At 71.7% G+C, this 18,872-nt stretch carries 18 protein-coding genes; 12 read left to right on the top strand and 6 right to left on the bottom strand.

Annotated features, from left to right (window positions below; all coding sequences use genetic code 11):
* Positions 1-49: 49 nt before the first annotated feature.
* Both ACZ4UU_RS40245 and ACZ4UU_RS40240 read right to left on the bottom strand, forming a co-directional pair.
* A complete protein-coding gene (locus ACZ4UU_RS40245; RefSeq protein WP_471908387.1) occupies positions 50-1,822 on the bottom strand; it encodes a fatty acyl-AMP ligase in 1,773 nt (590 codons plus the stop codon).
* A gap of 309 nt (positions 1,823-2,131) precedes the next feature.
* Positions 2,132-2,368, bottom strand: a complete 237-nt coding sequence (locus tag ACZ4UU_RS40240; protein ID WP_471908386.1) for a hypothetical protein — start codon at positions 2,366-2,368, stop codon at positions 2,132-2,134.
* A gap of 293 nt (positions 2,369-2,661) precedes the next feature.
* Between ACZ4UU_RS40240 and ACZ4UU_RS40235 the strand changes: the two genes are divergently transcribed.
* From ACZ4UU_RS40235 to ACZ4UU_RS40210, 6 genes are read left to right on the top strand one after another with little or no spacing between them, the layout of a single operon-like run.
* Entirely contained in the window at positions 2,662-4,158 is a 1,497-nt protein-coding gene (locus ACZ4UU_RS40235; protein ID WP_471908385.1) for an ATP-binding protein, read from the top strand.
* Positions 4,155-4,577, top strand: a complete 423-nt coding sequence (locus ACZ4UU_RS40230; RefSeq protein WP_471908384.1) for a roadblock/LC7 domain-containing protein — start codon at positions 4,155-4,157, stop codon at positions 4,575-4,577. Before ACZ4UU_RS40235 ends, ACZ4UU_RS40230 begins: the two co-directional genes overlap by 4 nt.
* The gene (locus ACZ4UU_RS40225; protein WP_471908383.1) at positions 4,574-4,936 is read left to right on the top strand and encodes a DUF742 domain-containing protein; all 363 of its coding nucleotides are present in this window, start codon (positions 4,574-4,576) and stop codon (positions 4,934-4,936) included. The genes ACZ4UU_RS40230 and ACZ4UU_RS40225 overlap by 4 nt, the downstream gene beginning before the upstream one ends.
* A complete protein-coding gene (locus tag ACZ4UU_RS40220) occupies positions 4,908-5,540 on the top strand; it encodes a GTP-binding protein (RefSeq protein ID WP_471908382.1) in 633 nt (210 codons plus the stop codon). Before ACZ4UU_RS40225 ends, ACZ4UU_RS40220 begins: the two co-directional genes overlap by 29 nt.
* Positions 5,537-6,751, top strand: coding sequence for a cytochrome P450 family protein (locus ACZ4UU_RS40215; RefSeq protein WP_471908381.1), 1,215 nt, complete (start codon positions 5,537-5,539; stop codon positions 6,749-6,751). The genes ACZ4UU_RS40220 and ACZ4UU_RS40215 overlap by 4 nt, the downstream gene beginning before the upstream one ends.
* Before the next feature lie 54 nt (positions 6,752-6,805).
* Positions 6,806-8,047: a cytochrome P450 family protein gene (locus ACZ4UU_RS40210; RefSeq protein WP_471908380.1), complete on the top strand. Its 1,242-nt coding sequence runs from the start codon at positions 6,806-6,808 to the stop codon at positions 8,045-8,047.
* Positions 8,048-8,172: 125 nt separating this feature from the next.
* Here the strand turns inward: ACZ4UU_RS40210 and ACZ4UU_RS40205 are convergent, their stop codons facing one another.
* On the bottom strand, positions 8,173-9,705 hold the full coding sequence (locus ACZ4UU_RS40205; RefSeq protein ID WP_471908379.1) for a helix-turn-helix domain-containing protein: 1,533 nt from the start codon (positions 9,703-9,705) through the stop codon (positions 8,173-8,175).
* Between the two features lie 182 nt (positions 9,706-9,887).
* On the opposite strand from ACZ4UU_RS40205, the gene ACZ4UU_RS40200 reads away from it, so the two are divergent.
* Positions 9,888-10,508 (top strand): L-threonylcarbamoyladenylate synthase, encoded by a 621-nt coding sequence (locus ACZ4UU_RS40200; RefSeq protein ID WP_471908378.1) that lies wholly within the window; start codon positions 9,888-9,890, stop codon positions 10,506-10,508.
* 122 nt (positions 10,509-10,630) lie between these two features.
* Positions 10,631-11,386: a dienelactone hydrolase family protein gene (locus ACZ4UU_RS40195; protein ID WP_471908377.1), complete on the top strand. Its 756-nt coding sequence runs from the start codon at positions 10,631-10,633 to the stop codon at positions 11,384-11,386.
* A gap of 54 nt (positions 11,387-11,440) precedes the next feature.
* Here the strand turns inward: ACZ4UU_RS40195 and ACZ4UU_RS40190 are convergent, their stop codons facing one another.
* Positions 11,441-12,055 (bottom strand): dihydrofolate reductase family protein, encoded by a 615-nt coding sequence (locus ACZ4UU_RS40190; protein WP_471908376.1) that lies wholly within the window; start codon positions 12,053-12,055, stop codon positions 11,441-11,443.
* Positions 12,056-12,487: 432 nt separating this feature from the next.
* Complete coding sequence (locus ACZ4UU_RS40185; RefSeq protein ID WP_471908450.1) at positions 12,488-13,717, bottom strand: MFS transporter; 1,230 nt, start codon at positions 13,715-13,717, stop codon at positions 12,488-12,490.
* A gap of 261 nt (positions 13,718-13,978) precedes the next feature.
* Here ACZ4UU_RS40185 and ACZ4UU_RS40180 point away from each other — a divergent pair, with 261 nt between their 5' ends.
* From ACZ4UU_RS40180 to ACZ4UU_RS40170, 3 genes are all read left to right on the top strand, one after another.
* Positions 13,979-14,779, top strand: a complete 801-nt coding sequence (locus tag ACZ4UU_RS40180) for a DUF899 domain-containing protein (protein ID WP_471908375.1) — start codon at positions 13,979-13,981, stop codon at positions 14,777-14,779.
* 56 nt (positions 14,780-14,835) lie between these two features.
* Positions 14,836-16,026: an MFS transporter gene (locus tag ACZ4UU_RS40175; protein ID WP_471908374.1), complete on the top strand. Its 1,191-nt coding sequence runs from the start codon at positions 14,836-14,838 to the stop codon at positions 16,024-16,026.
* Between the two features lie 107 nt (positions 16,027-16,133).
* The gene (locus ACZ4UU_RS40170; RefSeq protein ID WP_471908373.1) at positions 16,134-16,697 is read left to right on the top strand and encodes a dihydrofolate reductase family protein; all 564 of its coding nucleotides are present in this window, start codon (positions 16,134-16,136) and stop codon (positions 16,695-16,697) included.
* Here the strand turns inward: ACZ4UU_RS40170 and ACZ4UU_RS40165 are convergent.
* Positions 16,694-17,626 carry an arginase family protein gene (locus tag ACZ4UU_RS40165; RefSeq protein WP_471908372.1) on the bottom strand — a complete coding sequence of 311 codons (933 nt, stop codon included), beginning with the start codon at positions 17,624-17,626 and terminating at the stop codon, positions 16,694-16,696. The two genes, ACZ4UU_RS40170 and ACZ4UU_RS40165, sit on opposite strands and share 4 nt — an antisense overlap.
* Before the next feature lie 342 nt (positions 17,627-17,968).
* Here ACZ4UU_RS40165 and ACZ4UU_RS40160 point away from each other — a divergent pair, with 342 nt between their 5' ends.
* Positions 17,969-18,847 carry an MHYT domain-containing protein gene (locus tag ACZ4UU_RS40160; protein ID WP_471908371.1) on the top strand — a complete coding sequence of 293 codons (879 nt, stop codon included), beginning with the start codon at positions 17,969-17,971 and terminating at the stop codon, positions 18,845-18,847.
* Positions 18,848-18,872: the final 25 nt, after the last annotated feature.

The raw sequence follows: 18,872 nt of genomic DNA, 5'->3' as shown, positions 1-18,872 counted from the left end.
ACGGCCGGACGGCGGGCGCGTCGGCGTCCCGACGCTCGACCGGGTGGTGTCAGCTCGGGTCGGGCGCGGCGACGGCGGCCAGGGTGCCGTTCAGGTAGGCCGCCCTGGTGGCGTGGCGCTGGATCTTGCCACTGGACGTCTTCGGGATGGTGCCCGGCTCGACCAGGACGACGTCCCGCACCGACAGGCCGTGGGCCTCGCCGATCTCGCCACGGATGACGTCGGTGATCTTCTCGGCCTCGGACGCCGCGTCCGGGGCGATCTCGGCGATGACGACGGCCTGTTCACCGCCGGCTCCGCTCGCTGCCCCCGCGCTCCCCGTGCTGTCCGTGTCCCCCTCGTCCAGCCCGTCGACGGAGAACGCGGCGGCGCAGCCGGGACGCAGGGCCGGGTGGGCCATCTCGGCGGTCAGTTCCAGGTCCTGCGGATAGTGGTTGCGGCCGTCGATGACGATGAGGTCCTTGAGGCGGCCGGTGACGAAGAGTTCGCCGTCGTGCAGGAATCCGAGGTCGCCGGTGCGCAGGAAGCGTCCCTCGTGTCCGGCGAGGGCGGCGCGGAAGGTCTCGCGGGTGGCGAGGGCGTTGCGCCAGTAGCCCTTGGCGACGCTGGCGCCGCGCACCCAGATCTCGCCGACCTCGCCGTCGGGCAGCGCTTCGTGCCGCTGGGGATCGGCGATGACGACGGTCACGTGCCGGCCGGGGCGGCCGCAGCTGACGGTGGCGGCGTCCATCTGGCCCGCGTGCGGGCCGGACTCGGCGGGCTGGAGGAGGGTGGGCGCGGTGTGGGCCGTGCTGCCGGTGACCATGAGGGTGGACTCGGCGAGGCCGTAGCAGGGGTGGAGGGCCTCGGGGCGGAAGCCGGCCGGGGCGAAGGTCTCGGTGAAGCGCCTCAGGGTGGCGGCGCGGACCGGTTCCGCGCCGTTGACGGCGACCTTCCAGCTGCTGAGGTCGAGGCCGTCCAGGAGTTCGGGGCCGGCGTGCCTCAGACAGAGTTCGTACGCGAAGTTGGGGCCGCCGCTGGTGTGCGGGCGGTAGTGGCTGATCGCGGTCAGCCAGCGCCCGGGCTGCTGGAGGAAGTGCAGGGGCGAGAAGAGGGTGGTGGTCACGCCGAGGTAGACCGTGTTGAGGACGGGGCCTATGAGGCCCATGTCGTGGTACACGGGCAGCCAGCTGACGAACATCTCGTGGCCGTACTCCTCGATCGTGTCCGGCGTGTGCCCCATGGACTCGGTGAGGATCCGCTCGTTGTCCAGCAGGTTTCCGTGGGTGACCATCACGCCGCGCGGGGCGGCGGTGGAGCCGGAGGTGTACTGGAGGAAGGCGACCGAGTCGGCGGTGAGGTCGGGCTCGCGCCAGTCGGTGGACGCCTCGTCGGGGATGTCCTCGGTGGCGAGGCAGGTGAGGTCGGCGAGCTCGGGCAGCTGCTCCGCCATGCCGGACAGGGCCGCGATCACCTCACGGCCGCCCAGGATCACCTTGGCGTCGGCGTCGGCGATCAGCCGCTTCATCCGGGTCAGGGCCCGGTGGTTGTGCACGCGGCCCTGCGGCGCCACGCCCGGTACGGCGACGACACCCGCGGCGAGGCAGCCCAGATAGCCGCTGATGAACTCCAGGCCGGGCGGGTAGAGCAGCATGGCGCGGGTACCGGCCAGGCCGCGCTCCTGGAGCCAGGCGGCGACGGCACGGGAGCGGGCGGCGAGACGGCCGTAGGAGATCTCCTGGATCTCGCCGTCGCAGTCGCCGGTGACGAGGTGGCGGTAGGCGGTTCGGTCGGGGTGGTGCGTGGCGTGCTGGGTCAGCAGATCGACCAGGGATCGAACCATGTGGCGAGTCTCACCTGTCTGGATCGGTGGGCGAGGAACTGGAGTTCGAGAGCCGGTTGGCGGATGGGTGCGACCACCTCGGCCGACTGTCCCCCGTCCGTCCCCGTCCAGCTTGCTACCGGCGAGTAGCACCATAGCAACCCTGTTCGGTCCGATCGGCCGAACAGAAGTAAACCCTACGTGTCCAAAAGGTAGTTGAGAGCGTAACCACTCCACACCGGCCCACCACGACTCCGGCACGAACGAGGGCCCGGACACCACGGCTTCCTCGGTGTCCGGGCCCTGCGGGCCGCACGGGCGACCGGGCGGTCAACCCCCGTTCAGTCGCCTGCGCAGGAGCGTCTTGCCCAGCTCGGCACCCTTGCGACTGTCGGCCTGCGCCTTGCGGAACAGGTCGGCCACCTCGGTGTCCTTGCCGCGTTCCGCGTCCTCGATGTAGCCCTCCAGCCGCAGGGCGTTGCTCAGGCACGCCTCCACGTACCAGATCAGGTTGTAGTCCTTGTCCGGTGTACCGGTCACGCCACCGGTCTCGGTGCCACTGGTCATTTGGGGCCTCCTCCGGCGTGGTCGTTCCTGGCCTCGCCGAGTACCCGCCGTCCGGGCGGGCACACCCCGCGCCGACCCGGGCAGACATCCGCGCCAACTCCCCCATGTTGTACGGCAATTCCGACAGTCCGCGCAGAAGCGAGCAGAGTCCCGGCAGTTTCGAAATGAAGTGTCGATCGACCGTGCGAGATCGGTCGATGACGGTGTGTACTGTGCTCCGAGCGCCTCGCCCCACGGCCGTGGAACCAGCCCTGCCCGACTGTCCCCGAACCGACTCCTGGGAATCCGACTCGATGATCGAACTACCGGACCTGGCGACCGGCGGTCTCGCCGTCGGCATGCTGTCCGCGCTCGCCCTGGGCGGCGGTCTGCTGCGCGCACAGCGGCAACAGGCGAAGCAGCGTGCCGAGATCGCCGCCCTGCGCCGCCAACTCAAGGATGTTCTGCGGGTGTTCACGGCCGAGGTCGAGCACCTGGCGGACCAGCGCCTGCCCGCCGCCGCGCGGCAGCTGGCGCACCCCCATGTCACCGTGCCGGGGCCGCTGCATCAGCAGACCGCGGGCTCCGCCCTGGACCTCGCCCTCGAACAGGTGCTGACCGGGCTGCGCACCGAACTGGCCACGCAGCGCACACGGATCGACGCCGCCGCGCAGGCGGGCATGCGAGGGGCGACTCGGGAGATCCAGGCGGCCCTGTACCGGCTGCAGGACGCCTTGCGGCAGCTTCAACAGAAGTACGACGAACCGGAGTTGGCGCAGACCCTGTTCCACCTGGACCACGAGAACGAGCAGTCGCTGCGGCGGGCGCAGGTCGCCGCCGTGGTGTGCGGGGCCTGGGTCGGGCTCGCCCGCGAGGAGTCGCACCTGGTGGAGGCGGTGACCGGCGGTCAGGCCCGGCTCGCGGGCTACCACCGGGTCCGGGTCCACAACCATCTGGCCGCGGGCACCGGGCTGGTGTCCCACGCGGTGGAGCCGGTCGCGATCATCGTCGCCGAACTCCTGGACAACGCCCTTCGGCACTCCGCGCCGGACACGGACGTCGTGGTCAACCTGGAGCACGTCCACCACGGCGTCTGCGTCACCGTCGACGACTCGGGCCTCGGCATGACCCAGGACGAACGCGCCCGAGCGCAGCGGCTGGTGGCGGGATCCGAGCCGATCCTGCTCACCGACCTCGGCGATCCGCCCCGCATGGGGCTCGCCGCGATCGGACAGCTGACCCGGCAGTTCGACCTGAGCGTGGATCTGTCCTCGCCGTCCCCGTACGGCGGAGTGCGGGCCGTGCTGCTGGTCGACAGCCACCTGCTCAGCGCCATCGACCCGGCCGAGCGACCGCCCGCCGCGAGCGCGCCGCGCTCCACCCGCAAGGCCTCCCGCGACGAGGCACCCGCCGAGCCCCGGACGGAGGCGTCCGGCACCACCTCGCACGGTTACGGCGCCGAGCAGGACGACGAAACCCCCGACGCCGTACCCGGGCATCACGCTCCACGCGAGGCCGGTGGTCTGCCCCGGCGCCGACGCCGTTCGCGCGTCGCCGCCGCGGCGCGGGACGTGCCCGAGGCGCGGCCCGCGGTACGCCGGCCGGAGCAGGCCGCCGCGGCACTCGGCGCACTCCAGGCGGGTACCGCCGCGGCCCGGGCCGAGGACGCCGAGCGCACCGAAGGTGCCTCCACCGCCGTACCGGAGACCGGGCGAGCGGCCGACGAGAACCGTCAGACCGAGCAGACCGAGCAGACCGACCTGAACGATCAGACCGACCGGAACGTCCATGAAGGGGGAACGGCTCGATGACCAGCCGCGATACGGGAGACACGGCATGGGTGCTCGAACCGATCCTGGAGGTGCCGCACGCGGTGGCCGCCGTACTGCTGACGCGGGACGGGCTGGTCACCGGGTACACGGACGCCCTCGCCCAGGCCTCCGCCGAGCGGGTGGCGGCGATCACCAGCACCGTGCAGGGGGCGTGCCGTACGGCGGCCGCCGCGTTCGCCGACCGGGACCGGGCCGAGGTACGGCAGGTCGTCATCGAGTCGGACCACGGGTATGTGCTGATCGTGCCGACGGACCACGGCACCTGTGTGGCCGCCTACGGGGACGCGGAGGTGCGCCTGGACCTGCTGGCGCACCGGGTGCACTCGCAGGTGGCGAGACTGGGCGAGAAGGCGATGGCCGCGGCGGCCCGGCATGCCGAGGGCGGCGCACCGGCATGACGGGCCGCCCTGGCGGCCGTCCCCTGGTTCCCGCGTATCTGTCGACCGGTGGCGTGGCCCGGCCCAGCCGGCCCCAGCTGGAGCGGCTTTCGGTGCTCACCGGAACCGGCACGTCGCCGCCCGCCGGTCTGCCCGCCGCCCAACTCGCGCTGCTGGAAGCCCTGGACGACGGTTCGCTGACGGTAGTGGAGGCCGCGGCGCTGCTGCGGCTGCCGGTGTCGGCGGTGCGGGTCCTGGCCGGCGAACTCGTCGACCGGGAGCTGGTGCTGGCCCGCGCGCCGATCCCGCCCGCCCGACGCTTCGACCCCGACCTGCTGGAGAGAGTGGCCGATGGCCTTCGCGCCCTCAAGCACAACTAGGCCCGCACCGGGCACGACGCAGGACATCCACCTGCCCGACACCGCCCGTGACCTGGTCAAGATCCTGGTCGCCGGCCCGTTCGGGGTGGGCAAGACGACCCTGATCGACTCCGTCTCGGAGATCCGGCCGCTGCACACCGAGGAGCCGCTCAGCGAGGCGTCCGCGCAGGTGGACGATCTGGCCGGGGTTCGGGACAAGTCGACGACCACCGTCGCCGTGGACTTCGGCCGGATCAGCCTGCCGGGCGGGGTCGTGCTGTATCTGTTCGGCACGCCCGGGCAGGAGCGGTTCCGGGCGCTGTGGGACGACATCGCCTACGGCGCGCTGGGCGCCCTCGTCCTGGTCGACAGCCGGCGGATCGACGCGTCCTTCGACGTGCTGGGGCTGGTGGAGGAGTCGGGGCTGCCGTACGCCGTCGCCTTCAACACCTTCCCGGACTCGCCCCGGCACCACACCCGGGAGCAGCTGCGCGCCGCCCTGGACCTGGAGGCGGGCACGCCGATGGTGACGTGCGACGCGCGGGACGCCGGCTCGTCGGTCGACGCACTGCTCGCACTGGTCCAGCACCTGATCGACCGCAACGTTCCGGAGGACGCCCGGTGACCACCCACACCCCCGACCGGCAGGCCTTCACCCGCTCGACGCCCGTGCGGCTGTGGGAGGACGGCTTCGCCCTGGACCCGTACCGCTACTACGCCGCCCTGCGCGCCCAGGGGCCGGTCGGCTGGGCGGAGTTGGCGCCGGGGGTGCCCGCGTACGTGGTCACCGACCGGCAGGCGGCGCTGGATCTGCTGCACGACACGGAGACGTTCTCGCACGATCCGCGGCCGTGGGAGTCCACGGTCGCCGACGACTCGCCGATCCTGGGCATGATGCGCTGGCGGCCCAACACGCTGTTCGCGGACGGCGCGGCCCATGTCCGGTACCGCACCTCGCTGATCGACACCTTCGACCTGGTCGAGCCGCACGACCTGCGGGCGCGGGTGCACCGGGCGGTGCGGGTGCTGGTGGGCCGGTTCGGGCCGAAGGGCGAGGCCGATCTGGTGGGCGACTTCGCACGACCGCTGATGGCGCTGGTGTTCAACAACCTCTTCGGGCTGCCGGACAGCCAGAGCGACCGGCTCGACGGCGCGCTGGGCAAGATGATGGAGGGCGGCGCCGAGGCGGCCGAGGGGGAGGCGGAGTACGGCGGTTACGTCCTGGAGCTGATCGCGGCCAAAACCCAGCGCCGGGGCGACGACCTGCCGAGCCGGCTGCTGGACCACCCGGCCGGGCTCACCCCCGAGGAGGTCACCTGGCAGGTGTTCCTCACCCTGGGCGCCGGGCACGAGCCGACGGCGAACCTGGTGTCCAACGCGCTGTCCCGCATCCTTGGCAACCCCCTGTACTACTCCACCCTGACCAGCGGGGCGCGCCCTGTGACGGACGCGGTCGTGGAGGTGCTCCACCACGAGACTCCGCTGGCCAACTACGGCATCCACTACGCCCGCAACTCGGTGTCCTTCCACGGCACCTGGATCAGGGCAGCTGTGCCGGTGGTCGTCTCCTACGGGGCGCTGGCCCACTTCGCCGAGCAGGAGGTCACCGAGGGGCGGCATCCCAAGGACGCCTCGCATCTGTCCTGGTCGGCGGGCCCGCACGCCTGCCCGGTCCGGCAGCACACGCTGCTCATCGCCACCGAGGCGATCGAACGGCTCACCCAGTGGCTGCCCGACCTGGAGCCGGTGCTGCCCCGGGCGCTGCTGACCTGGCGGCCCGGCCCCTTCCACCGTTCGCTGACCGCGCTGCCCGTCCGGTTCAGCCCTAGGGGGTGATGTGAAAGTCCCGCACAGCACCCCCTACTCCCCCGACCAGCCTGGAGTGCCCCCGTGACCGTGACCGACCGCATCGACCGCTTCGCCATCGACCCGTTCGGCGCCGACATCGCCGCCGAGAGCGCCCGGCTGCGCGCCCTCGGCCCGATCGTGCCCGTGGAGCTGCCCGGCGGCATCCCCGCCTGGGCGCCCACGGGCTACGACACCCTCAAGGAACTCATCCTCGACCCGCGGGTCAGCAAGGATCCCCGGCTGCACTGGCGGCTGTGGCCCGAGATCGGCGAACACCCCTCCTGGGGCTGGATCCTGGGCTGGGTCGGCGTGGTCAACATGCTCTCGACGTACGGCGCCGACCATGCGCGGCTGCGCAAGCTGGTCGCGCCGAGCTTCACCCAGCGGCGCACGGAGATGATGCGGCCCCGCGTGCAGGCCATCACCGCCGAGCTGCTCGACGCCCTGGACACCCTGGACGACGGCGGAGCGTCGGTGGATCTGAAGGCCGGGCTCGCGCACCCCCTGCCGATGCGGATGATCTGCGAACTGTTCGGCGTGCCCGAGGAGTTGCGGCAGGACACCCGCACCCTCATCGCCGCGATCATGGATACCACGGACCCGTCTCCGGAGCACGCCGCGTTCGTGCAGGAGCAGATCGGTACGGTGCTGGGGGCGCTGATCGCGCATCGCAGCGAGCACCCCGGTGACGATCTGACGACCGAGCTGATCCGGGTGCGCGACGAGGACGGCGACCGGCTCGGCGCCGAGGAGCTCGTCCACACCCTGCTGCTGGTGATCGGCGCCGGTTTCGAGACGACCGTCAACCTCATCGGCAACGCGGTCGTCGCCCTGCTGACCCACCCCGAGCAGCTGGCCGCCGTACGCGCCGGTGAGATCGGCTGGGACGCGGTGATCGACGAGACGCTGCGGGTGCACCCGTCGATCGCGTCGCTTCCGTTGCGGTTCGCCGTCTCCGACATCGAGGTCGGGGGCGTGATCGTGCCGGCCGGGGACGCCATCATCACGACGTTCGCCGCCGCGGGGCTGGATACCGCGCACTACGGGCCGGACGCGGACAGCTTCGACGCGTCACGCGGGGCGGACGACCATCTGGCGTTCGGGATCGGGGTGCACCGGTGCATCGGCGCCCCGCTGGCCCGCGTCGAGGCCCGCACGGCGCTGCCCGCGCTCTTCGACCGCTTCCCGGACCTGCGGCTGGCCGTCGACGACAAGGAGCTGCGTCAGGTGCCGTCGTTCATCGCGTTCGGCTGGCAGGAGATTCCGGTGCGGCTGCGGGCCTGAACGGGTACGCGCGCGGGGACGCGACCGGTCCCCCGTTCCGGTCGTGCCCCCGCGGGAAGTCGAACTTACGTCTGCGGCGGAGTGCTTGGGTATCGCGTCGATGCCCGATGCCGGCCCGCCGGGACTCACCTGTGCACAAGTGAGTCCGGAAGGCCCGGTTTCGTCGCCGGGAGTGCGGGCTGATCCAGATCGCCCACCGCGAGATGGGCCAGGACGATCTCGTACAGGTCACTGCCGCCGGCGAGGAGCTGCCGTTCCAGGACGGGTTCGGCGCTGCGGACGTGCTCGCGGACGGTCTGGGCGTGGACACCGAGGGTCTGCGCGGCGCGTTCGGCGTTGCCGCCCTCGGCGATCCAGGTGCGCAGGGTGCGGCGCAGGTCCCGGGTGTCCTGGTCCAGGCGGGCGAGGACGTCCTGCGCCCAGGTGTGCATGGCGGGTCCGCGGAGCAGGTCGCACAGGGAGGCCTGGCTCTCTTCCGGCGTACGGTCGTCGGCCGGGGCGTCGGCGAGGCTGACCTGGGTGTTGAGCGCCAGGTGGACCACGGCACGGGCGGTCAGGTCGGAGAAGTCCGTGCGCAGGAGGCCTTCCACGCGTTCCATGCGGGCACGGACGGTGTTGCGGCTGACGCCGAGGACCTTGGCGGCACTGACGGCGGTGAACTCCAGGCCCAGCCGGGTGGTGGCGAGCAGTTCGGCGCGGGTGTGGTGGGCCAGGGCATCGAGCGGACGCAGCAGCCGGGCGGCCCAGCCGCGCAGGGGCGCCGGGTCGATCAGGCGCTCGGGGTGGGTGCGTTCGGCGTAGACCGCGGCCTTGTCGGGGCGGAAGTGCGCGACGGCCAGGGCGCTGACGGCCTGCCCGTACGCGGTGGCGGTGCGGGCCAGGCTCTGCCGGGCGCTGCCGCCGATGAAGGTGCGGGGGCGCGGGCCGATCAGCGACCGCAGTTCCCCGGCCTCGTCCTCGCCGGGCGTCACGACGATGACGTGCTCGTCCACCGCGGGGCAGAGCACGACCAGTGCCCGCTCGCCGGTCGCGTCCAGGCATTCGTCGGCAACCCGGTCGCGCTCGTCGGCGGGGCTCTCGACGACGTGGACGCATGCCGTGTCGGTGTCGAGCAGACCGGGCCACAGTCCGGCGGCGACGCGACGGGCGGAGACGGTGTCCTCCACCATCAGCAACTGAAGGATGGCCAGGCGCAGATCGGAGGTCGCCCGGGCGAGCCGGCGTCCGGCGGCGGTCGTCTCGCCCGCCTTCAGCAGGAGTTCGATGACCTGGACGGTGTGCGTGACCATGTCGGAGGCGCGCCGGTCGAAGGGCGTCTCCCGCGCCACCGCCAGCACACCTGCCGACGCGGGGTTCGGGTACGCCACCCTGACCAGCCGCAGGTGGCGGCCCTGGCCCTCCCAGGCGGCGGAGGCGATGCGTCCGGCGGCGACGGCCGCGACGAGGCTGTCGTCCAGGTCCGGCCAAGTGCCTGTGAGCAGGGTGCCGGTGTCGTCCTGGAGTGAGGCGGTGCCCCGCACGGAGTCCGCGAGCCATGCGACGACCCGGCCGACGTCCCGGCCGTTCGGCCGCAGGTGCTCCAGCAACTCCTGCGCCCACACCGAGGTGTCGGCGCTGCCCGTCCCCGTCTGACGAACCCCGTCCTCTCTGCCAGCCACGTCGGCCTTCACCTCGTCCTGCATTTCACTCACGACATACCGCTCGGGACGTTACCTCACCCCTGCGCGGCGGCAAGTCGGCGCTCGCACCCGTGAACGGGTTTCCCGGGAACCCGGCGCGCAATCCCCCGGCCTGCCCGGGCCTGCACCGCCGCGGGGCGCCCAGGGCATAGGCTCGGCGAATGGCGAAGTACTTCGACGTGCACCCTGACAACCCTCAGTCGCGCACCATCTCCCAGGTTGCCGACAGCATCCGCTCCGGAGCGCTCATCGCGTATCCGACGGACTCCTGCTATGCGCTGGGCTGCCGGCTGGGCAGCCGTGACGGCATCGACCGGATCCGGGCCATTCGCCGCCTGGACGACCGGCACCATTTCACCCTGGTCTGCCAGGACTTCGCGCAGCTCGGCCAGTTCGTACGGGTCGACAACGACGTGTTCCGCGCGATCAAGGCATCGACGCCCGGCAGCTACACGTTCATCCTGCCCGCGACGAGGGAGGTGCCGCGCATGCTCCAGCATCCGAAGAAGAAGACGGTCGGTGTGCGCATCCCCGACCATGTCGTGACCCAGGCGCTGCTCGCCGAACTCGGGGAGCCGCTGCTGTCCAGCACGCTCCTGCTGCCCGACGAGGACGAGCCGATGACCCAGGGCTGGGAGATCAAGGACCGGCTGGACCATGTGCTGGACGCGGTGGTCGACTCCGGGGACTGCGGCACCGAGCCGACGACGGTGATCGACTTCTCGGGCGGCGAGGCCGAGATCGTGCGCGAGGGAGCGGGCGACACGTCCCGGTTCGAGTAAAGCGGTCCCCAAACGGGAGGGGGCGCCGCGAACGGTTGAATGCTGCATGAAACCATGTGCGCGGCCCGGTTCCACCGGGTCGGCGACCCGTTCGCCGTGAACCGCGCAGAGAGGCAGCCCCCATGACCTCCGTACAGGGCACCGCCGTCGACATCCCCACCGAGGACGGCACCGCCGACGCCTATCTGACCCACCCCGCCGACGGCGAGCCCCGCCCGGCGGTGCTGCTGTACATGGACGCCTTCGGTCTGCGGCCGCGGCTGCGGGCGATGGCGGACCGGCTCGCCGAGGCCGGGTACACGGTGCTGGTGCCGAACGTGTTCTACCGTCACGGGCGCGCTCCGGTGTTCGAGTTGCCCGAGTTCATCGATCCCGGGGCCCGGCCGGAGATCTTCCAGAGCATCATGCCGGTCATGCAGGCGCTGACGCCAAAAGCCGCGATGCGCGACGCGGACGCCTATCTGCGTTGGCTCGCCGACTGCCCCGTGGCGGCCGACGGGCCGGTCGCGCTGACCGGCTACTGCATGGGCGCCCGGCTTTCCCTGCTCACCGCCGGCACGTTTCCGGACCGGGTCGCGGCGGCGGCCGGGTTCCACGGCGGCCGGCTCGCCACCGAGGCGCCGGACAGCCCGCACCTGGTGGCCGAACACATCACCGCCGAGCTGTACTTCGGCCACGCCGACCAGGACCCGTCCCTGCCCGTCGAGCAGATCGAGCGACTGAAGACCGCGCTCACCGAGGCGGGGGTCCGGCATCACTGCGAGGTCTACCCCGGTGCGGGGCACGGGTTCACCCAGGCCGACACCGCCGCCTACCACCGCGAGGGCGACGAGCGGCACTGGGCGGCGCTGCTGGACCTGCTGAAGCGCACCTTCTGAGCGCCGGGGCCGGGAATTCCGCCGGCGCCCAGATGTGCCCGGTCATTTCCCCGGTCATTTCACGAAGCGGTACTTCAGGTGGGTGGCGAGAGGTGTGTCGACCACCCGGACCGGTTCGAGGTCCCGTCGCCGGGCGCCCAGGCCCTCGAAGAGTCGCAGGCCGTCGCCGAGGAGCGCGGGCACCACATGCAGTTGCAGCTCGTCGATGAGTCCCTCGCCGAGGTACTGCCGTACGGTGCTCGCCCCGCCCGCGATGTCGACGTTCCGGTCGCCGGCGGCGGCCTTCGCCTGGTCGAGGGCGCTGTGGATGCCGTCGGTGACGAAGGTGAAGGTGGTGCCGCCCTCCTTGACGAGGGTCGGCCGAGGGCGGTGGGTGAGGACGAAGACCGGGGTCCTGAAGGGCGGGTTGTCACCCCAGAACTCCTCACCCGTGTCGTACATCATCCGGCCCATGACCACCGCGCCGGTGGTGTCGAACCACTCGCGCATCAGCTCGGAGTCCCGGTTCTCCTCCCCTCCGGCCATGCCCTGGCGCTCCCGCCAGCTCGCCAGGTTGTGGATCCACTCGAAGAGCGGCTCGGCGCCGTTCCCTCCCGGGTTGTCGAGGGCGACATCGGTGCCGGCGATGTAGCCGTCGAGGGAGATGGCCATGTCCGCGGTGACGATCACGATGGGGGCTCCTGGTTCCTCGGGTGTGCTGCCTTCACCCTTGCGTCGATCGGAGGCCGTCGCTTTCGACAGGCACCGTGGCACGGACGATGGCGGAGTACGGGCCGTCGGCGACCGGGTGGGTCGGGGTGATCTCGGCGTCGGTGCATCCCGCGGCCTCCAAGCCCCGTCGGAGATGTCCAGGCGGCCCCCGGGCCTCAGCACGCGGCAGGTCCTCGACCGCCCGGGACTGGCGCCGGGACATGATCGTGTCGCACTCGCCGGGCAACGAGGGACGCGAGTTGGCCGTGGGCATCCACGACCGGGACGGATTCCGACGCGCCCCGGCGGATCGCCGAGCTCGACATCGCCGAGTGCCGTGCCCGTGGGCGACCTGCCCGGACGAGCTGCGTGCTCACGACATCGGCGCGGGCGACGACGGCGAACTGTGGCTCACCGGTCTGGGCCCGCCGACCCGCCCTTCCCGCGGCGGGCACTTCTGAGGCAGAGCCGACGCCCCGGTGGACGGGGCTTGGCCGTGTACGCCGCGACGGTCATGACGGCCGTCGCGGTCAGGACGATCCCGGCGCCGACGTAGAGCGGTGACGTGTAGCCGTAGCCCGCTGTGATGGCCAGACCGCCGAGCCAGGCGCCGAGGGCGTTGCCGATGTTGGACGCCGAGACGTTGGCGCCGGCGGCGAGGGCCGCGCCTCGGGCGTGGTCGGTGACTCGGGTGATCAGGCCGGGGACACCGGCGAACCCGGTCAGCCCCAGCAGGAACACGAGGATCACCGATGCGGGGACGCTCTGCGCGAGGAGGCCGAACGCGGCCAGGGTGACGGTGAGTCCGAGCAGGGAGAGCACCAGGGTGCGGTCCCGGTCCTGGTCGGCTGCCCGGCCGCCGACCAGGTTGCCGACGACCAGGCCGACGCCGTAGACCATCAACAGCCAGGCGACGTCCGCCGAGGAGAAGCCGCTGACCTCGGTGAAGGTGTACGCGATGTAGCTGAAGGCGCCGAACATCCCGCCGTAGCCGAGCGCGGTGGCCGTCAGGGTCAGCCAGACCTGCCAGGACCGGAAGGCCCGGAGCTGGGCCCGCAGGCCGGCGGGCGGCGCTGTCGGCGGCAGCGTCCGGGCAGAGCGGCCCGGGACGAGCGTGACGATCCCCGCCAGGGCCAGCACGCCGATCGCGGTGACCGCCCAGAAGGCCGCCCGCCAGCCCCAGCGCTCCCCGATCAGCGCACCGAACGGCACACCGAGGACGTTGGCGACGGTCAGTCCGGCGAACATGACGGCCACCGCCCGGGACTTCCTCTCCGGTGCCACCATGTCGCGTGCGACCAGCGAGCCGATCCCGAAGAACGAGCCGTGGCAGAGCGCGGCGACGATCCGCCCGAGCATCATCACCGGATAGCTGGGCGCGACCGCCGACAGCAGGTTGCCGACGACGAACAACACCAGCAGGCCCACCAGGACCTGCTTCCTGGGCAGCCGTGTCGTCGCCGCGGTCAGCGCCACGGCGCCGATCGCGACACTCAGCGCGTACCCGGAGATCAGCCGGCCGGCCGCCGCCTCGGACACCGCGAAGCTGTCCGCCACCTGCGGCAGCAGCCCGGCGATCAGGAACTCCGTCAGTCCGATGCCGAAGCCGCCCAGGGCCAGCGCGACGAGACCGCTCGGCAGGCGTGACCGTTCGCTCGCACGCCTTTGTAAGAGGAAGTCCGTGTCCCCGGCCCTGTATTCGCTCATGGTCCCACCCTCACGCGTGCCGGCGGATCCGCCCATGGACAAAGATCGACGGCCCTTGGACGGAAGTGACAGCGGCGGGCCCGCCCGGCGGATGTGCCCCGCCGGAAGGGAGAGCGCAAGCTGGAGGTGGACCCGGCTGGTCCGTGAGCGGCAAGCGGCAATGCCTCAGCAGCAGCACCCATGGGGAGGTCCTGGATGACTTCGACGCCGAACCTGCCGGAGGTCGTCTCGCGCGAGGAGTGGCTCGCCGCCCGCAGGGAGCTGCTGACCAGGGAGAAGGAGCTGACCCGGGCACGGGACCGGGTCAACGCCGAGCGGCGGCGGCTGCCGATGGTCCGCGTCGACAAGCCGTACACCTTCGAGGGCCCGGACGGGCGAGTCGGTCTGCTCGATCTGTTCGAGGGCCGGCCCCAGCTGGTCGTGCACCACTTCATGTGGACGTACGACCTCGACGCCGACGGCACCGAGCACCCCCGTGACACGGGGTGCAGCAGCTGCTCCTCCGCGGCCGACCAGATCCCCGCCCGGCTGCGGCAGCTGCACGTGCGCAACACGTCGCTGGTCGCGGTGAGCAGGGCGCCGTACGAGAAGCTCGCCGCCTACCGCGCGCGGATGGGCTGGACCTTCCCCTGGTATTCGTCGGCCGGCAGCGACTTCAACTACGACTTCCACGCCACCGTCGACGACCGGGTCGCACCGGTCCAGGTCTACCTCCGCTCGGAGGCCGAGCTCGCGGAGGCGGGCACGCCGTGGTCGGCGGGGATGCGCGGCGACTATCCGGGTATCAGCGCGTTCCTGCGGGTCGGGGACGAGGTCTTCCACACGTACGCCACCTTCGGCCGTGGCATCGAGGAGTTCCACAACTGCTATCCGTACCTCGACCTCACCGCCCTCGGCCGTCAGGAGGCGTGGGAGGAGCCGGAGGGCCGCGCGGAGCCGCTCGGGCTGGAGGTCGGCGGGCCCGGTCTGCGGCTGCCCGACGAGTACGACGCGTGAGCGCCGGTGGCGTGCCGGGCCGGGTCCGGGCGGTGCGCGGCGTTACGGTCGGCGGCATGGACGGTGATCGCCGAGCGTGGCGTGCGTGCGTGCTCGGCGGCGCGGTGTTCGCCGTGTGCATGGCCGGCACCACGCTGCCGACGCCGCTCTACGGTCACTACCAGGACAAGTTCGGCTTCTCCGAGCTGATGGTCACCGTGGTGTACGCCGTGTACGCCTTCGCGGTGATCGGCGTGCTGCTGCTCGTGGGCAACGCCTCGGACGCGGTGGGCAGGCGCCCGGTGATCCTGTGGGGCCTGGGCTTCGCGGCCGCGAGTGCCGTCTGCTTCCTGTGCGCCACGGGGCTGGGCTGGCTGTTCGTGGGGCGGCTGATGTCGGGGCTGTCGGCCGGTCTGCTCACCGGGGCCGCCACGGCGTACGTGATGGAGCTGGCACCGCCGGGCGGCGCCTCCCGGGCCACGCTGGTGGCGACCGCCGCCAACATGGGCGGACTGGGGTGCGGCCCGCTGCTGGCCGGAGTGCTGGCGCAGTACGCGCCCTGGCCGCTGTACCTGCCGTTCGTCGTCCACCTCGCCCTGGTGGCGTGCGCGGTCGCCGTCACGCTGTGGCTTCCGGAGACCGTGCGGGCACGCGGGTCGCTGCGTACCGTGCGGCCGCAACGGCCGAGTCTGCCGCCGCGGGTGCGGGCCGTGTTCGGGCCGGCGGCCATCGCCTCGTTCGTGGGTTTCGCCCTGTTCGGGGTGTTCACCTCGGTCAGCCCGGCGTTCCTCGCCGAGTCCCTGAACGAACGCAACCACGCCGTGAGCGGGCTGGTCGTGGCACTGGCGTTCTTCTCCTCGACCGCCGGGCAACTGGCCGTCGGCCGGGTCGGGGTCGGGCGGTCGCTGCCGCTGGGCTGCGCCGGTCTGCTCGCCGGTCTTGCGCTGCTCGCGGGCGCGCTGCGGTGGGATCTGCTGGCGCTGGTGGTGCTGAGCGCGATCGTCGGCGGCATCGGTCAGGGGCTGTCGTTCCGCGGGGCGCTGTCCGCCGTCGCCGCGGCGTCTCCGCCGGAGCAGCGCGCGGCCGTGATCTCGACGCTGTTCGTGGTGGCCTACACGGGCATCTCGGTCCCGGTGATCGGTGTGGGGGTGCTGGCCGATCCGATGGGTCTGGAGGGCGCGGGGCTGGTGTTCATCGCCTGTATGACCGTCCTGGTGTCGACCGCTGCGGCCTATCTGCTGCGGCGCCCGGTACCGGCGAGGACATGAAGGCTCTGCCGTGTGCCGACCGTGCCCGGGATCCCGCCAGCCGCGCCGATGAGTTTCGCGGCGTCCGGCGGTCTCACTGTCGAACCCCGTACCGAGGAGGACCGCTGATGCGCAAGGTGACCTATTCGATGAACGTCTCGCTGGACGGCTACATCGTGGGGCCGGACGGCAGTTTCGACTGGTCCGCGCCCGACGAGGACGTCTTCCGCTTCTGGATCGAAGACATCCGTGGGGTCGACGTCCACCTGCTGGGTCGGCGGCTGTACGAGACGATGCTGTACTGGGAGACCGCCGACCAGGATCCCTCGCTCGGCGACGATCAGCTCGAGTGGGCCGCGCTCTGGAAGCCGCTGCCCAAGGTGGTGTTCTCCAGCACGCTGTCGACGGTGGAGGGCACCGCCCGCCTCGCCTCCGGCAGTGTCGCGGAGGAGATCAAGCGATTGCGGGCCGAGCCGGGAGAGGGCGAGATCGCGATCGGCGGCGCGACGCTCGCCACCGAGGCGGCCGCGTCGGGGCTGATCGACGAGTACCGGGCCATCGTCTACCCGGTGCTGGTCGGCGGTGGCATCCCGTTCTTTCCCCGGGACGAGCGCCGGGTAGATCTCGAACTCCTCGAGACCCGCACCTTCAACTCGAAGTTCGTCGGCCTCAGCTACCGCGTGAAGCGCTAGGCCCGGTCCGGGTCGTCGCCCTTGCCGGGTCGTCGATCCGCGCGAGCCGACAGCCCTCGGCGCAGGCACTCGGCGAGATGGCCGGCGATCGTGCCGTCGGCGTCCAGGCGAGGGTTGAAGATCGTGACGTCCAGCCCGACCGCTCCCGGGTCGCCCAGTGCCGTGCGCAGCACCGTCTCCAGCTCCTCCCAGCTCAGACCGCCGGGGAGTCGGTAGTCGACGGCGGGCATGATCTCGTCGTCCAGGACGTCTACGTCCAGATGGACCCAGAACCCGGCGCCGGTTCCGGTTCCTGCGTTGAGCCGGTCGACCGCCCGCCGTGCCGCCGTGGCGGCACCCGACGCCCGTACGCCGTCAAGGTCGATGGCGTGCAGCCCGGGCGGAAGCGGCTGCATTCCGGCCTCATCCGATTCGTCGGCGTCGCGGAAACCGAAGGCCACGACATCCTCGTCACGCACCAAGGGGCCACGGCCCTCGAGATCGGTGAGCAGCCGAGGCCCGCGTCCCGTGGCGAGGGCGAGGTCCATCGAGGCCGCCTCACCGTACGGCTCCGCCGAGGGCTGGTAGAAGTCGGTGTGACCGTCCAGGAACAGCAGCCGGGGACGCTGTCCGCGGCGGCGCAGGGCGAGGAGGTTGCCGAGCAGGATGCTGCAGTCTCCGCCGAGGACGACCGGGAAGCGGCCCGAGTCCAGGACGTCGCCGACGGCGTCGGCCAGTCGGGCGGAGTAATCCGCGATGCCGTGGGGGTTGAGTACTCCGGTGTCGGTGTCGCGCGTCGGGTCGTAGGCCTGCGGTTCGACCCGGCCGACCCGTACCGCGTCGAGACCGGCCGACAGACCGGCGTCGAGCAGGGCCGTCGGCAGCTCCTGCACCCCTGAGGGGCGCAGGCCGAGCACGGACGGTGCCTCGATGATCGCGAGTTCCCGCATGTCCGGCCCTCTCCGCCGCTGCCGCCCTCTTCGGCGCCCACCTCACTCCATCTGTGCCACATCCTGGGCACGGGCACCACTTGTGGGCGCCAGGGGCCGGGGGGCGAATCACACCCCCCGCGGCATCCGTCTCGCCGCGGTTCGAAGCAGCTTTTAGCAGGAGTTCCCGGGGAAGGCGGCCAGCTGGCCAGAACTCGTCCCTGCGTGACCGGAGTTGACTCACGGTGATGCAGAGTTCAACTGCTACCGACGGTAAAGGCTTGCTTTACGCACCCTTGACACGTAGAACCTTGCTCCACGACTGGCACCACAACTGGCCAGAACTCTGGGGGGAGTTGGCTTATGCAAGGCACGGTTGACGGGTTCCGCTATGGTGCGGTGACCCCGGTGGCGGCCTATCTGATGGCCTGCCTGGGAGGGGCGTTAGGACTGCGGTGCATCGTCCGCTCCCTGCTCGACGGAGACTCCTGGCGGCCCGGTTGGCTGGCGCTCGGCGCCGCGTCGATCGGCTGCGGCATCTGGACGATGCACTTCATCGCCATGATCGGCTTCCAGGTCGAGGAGGCCCGGATCCGCTACGACACGGGCCTCACCGTGCTCAGCCTCGGCGTGGCGATCGCCGTGGTCGGCATCGGCGTGTTCATCGTGGGCTACCGGGGCGCGGGCAAGGGCGCGCTGACCGGCGCGGGCGTGATCACCGGGCTCGGTGTGGCGGCGATGCACTATCTGGGCATGGCGGCGCTGCGCCTGGACGGCAGCATCCGGTACGACGTGTTCACCGTGAGCCTCTCCGTCCTGATCGCGATCGTCGCCGCGACCGCCGCGCTGTGGGCGGCGGTCACCATCCGCGGCTTTCTGACCAGCCTCGGCGCCAGCCTGGTCATGGGCATCGCCGTGTCCGGAATGCACTACACCGGCATGGCCGCCGTGAGCGTGCATCTGCACCGCACGAGCGGCTCGTCGTGGGCGGGGGACTCGCCCTCCTCACTGCTGCTTCCCATGCTCCTGGGCCCGATCATCTTTCTCGTCCTGGCCGGAGTGGTCGTGATGTTCGACCCGCTGCTGGTCCTCGGCGAGGGCGAACGCGGCCGGTCCGGCACCGCTCGGCGCACGGGAACGACCGCCGGTGTCCTCGCGCAACAGCCCAGCCGTACCCAGGAGTTCAACACCCCGGCCGGCACACCGCAGCCGCACCGCAACCCATACGCCCGCAAGGGTTGACCCAGGCACTGGAGTGCGGCGACGC

The organism is Streptomyces sp. NPDC028907, from assembly GCF_055564995.1.
The sequence above is the reverse complement of the archived record's forward strand: the minus strand, read 5'-3'. Positions and strand labels throughout refer to the sequence as shown.